Annotated in this window: 2 protein-coding genes; both read left to right on the top strand. The window is 55.3% G+C overall.

Annotated elements, in window-relative coordinates:
* The coding region (locus AC2VLY_RS03500) for a transposase (RefSeq protein ID WP_486921777.1) at window positions 1-468 on the top strand (468 nt) is incomplete at its 5' end.
* A 49-nt stretch (window positions 469-517) separates the two neighbouring features.
* Window positions 518-1,719, top strand: a 1,202-nt coding sequence (locus AC2VLY_RS03495) for a dynamin family protein (RefSeq protein WP_486893639.1), incomplete at its 3' end; no start/stop codon positions are given.

Raw genomic sequence — 1,719 nt, 5'->3', positions numbered from 1 at the left:
GACGACGTGCGCAAGGGGGAAGTCCTCACTCAGCCAAATCTCAAAAAGACCCGCTGGCTCTGGCTCAAGAACGATTGCAACCTCAAGGTGAAGCAGAAAGAAAAGCTGCAGGCATTACTCAAAGACCAGAACCTCAAGACGGCGCAGGCCTACCAGTTCCGCCTGACCTTTCAGGACATCTTCACGATCAAGAATCGCCATCAGGGGGCTACCCTCTTGAAAGCCTGGTTGGAAAACGCCAGAACCAGCGATCTGCCGCCTATCGTCAAGATCGCCTACACCATCATGAATCACTGGGATGGCGTGCTCCGATGGTTCGAGAGCCAGATCACCAATGGAATTCTGGAAGGTTTCAACAGCCTCATTCAATCCGCCAAGGCCAAGGCTCGGGGTTACCGTACGCACAAGAACTTTATCAACATGGCCTACCTGATCCTGGGCAAGCTGGATCTCAGGCTACCCACTTGAAATGACGAGGAGCCCTTCATTATGCGCAAACCAAGAGCAGGCACTTAACATGAATACATCCCCGATTGTTTCCGGTCTCGATATACTCCATCAGTGGCGGCAACAACTGATTTTGGCCTTGCAGGATATTGCTGGTCTGACGGCCGATTTGGACCTCTTGCCCAGCGGCACCATGCTGAAAATGGAAACCCTGGCGCGTGATGTCCAGCGGGCCGCCTTGCGGGTAGCCTTCGTGGGAGAATTTTCCCGAGGAAAAACCGAACTCATCAATGCCCTGTTTTTTGCGGATGACGCCCCTACCGCACAACCCGACCTATCCAGAAAAGGAAGCCGGCTTTTGCCCTCCAGTTCGGGGCAAACAACCATGTGTCCGGTGGAAATTCGGGGCTGCACCCGGCAAGGGATGACAGGCACTGGGGCAAACAGCATACAGTTGCTGCCTATCGCCAGCCGGACGCTGGATGTGCCCATCGAGCGGCTCAAAAAGGCAAAAAGTGCCTGGCAACGCTTTCCCCTGCCCCTGGATGACGCGCAAAAACGCGGAGAAGCCCTGGCACGGCTCACGGAAACCATCTGCGTCGATATTGAGGAAGCGCGAAAAATGGGATTGTGTCCCCCATTAAACCGCACTCCCAAAGGGATGGAGCGCACGGTTTGTCCAACCTGCGGCTTGGGAAAAGTCCGCATACCGCGTTGGCGGCATGCCATTATCCACATGGACCACCCCATACTGAATGCCGGCCTGACGGTGTTCGATACCCCGGGTCTCAACGCGATTGGCGCAGAACCGGAGCTCACTTTCGGGATGTTGGCCGATGCGGACGCCATTCTTTTCCTGCTCGGCGCGGATACGGGCGTAACCCAAAGTGATTTATCCATCTGGGACCAATACCTGGCCAGGAACAGTCAGCAACAGCAAATCGTGTTGCTCAACAAGATCGATACGCTCTGGGATGAACTGCAGGAGGCAGCGGCGATACAGGCGGAAATCGCGCAACAGGTGGAGAAAACCGCGCAACAATTGCACATTGCCGCGCAACAAGTGGTTCCGGTTTCCGGTCATCAAGGACTGGTGGCCAAGGTCAGAAAAGATGAGAGGCTACTGAAAAGAAGTGGACTGCCAGCGCTGGAACAGACCATGGCGGATATCCTGGTGCCGGCCCAGCACGCGGCCATCCGAAAAATCTGCGAGGCTTTGGTGAAAAATGGGCTTTCCGAACAAAAAAGCCGCTTGCAGGAAGAACGGCAACG

This window comes from Acidithiobacillus sp. TH-A36, assembly GCF_057473445.1.
Note: the sequence above shows the minus strand (reverse complement) of the source record. Positions and strands in the feature narration are given on the sequence as shown.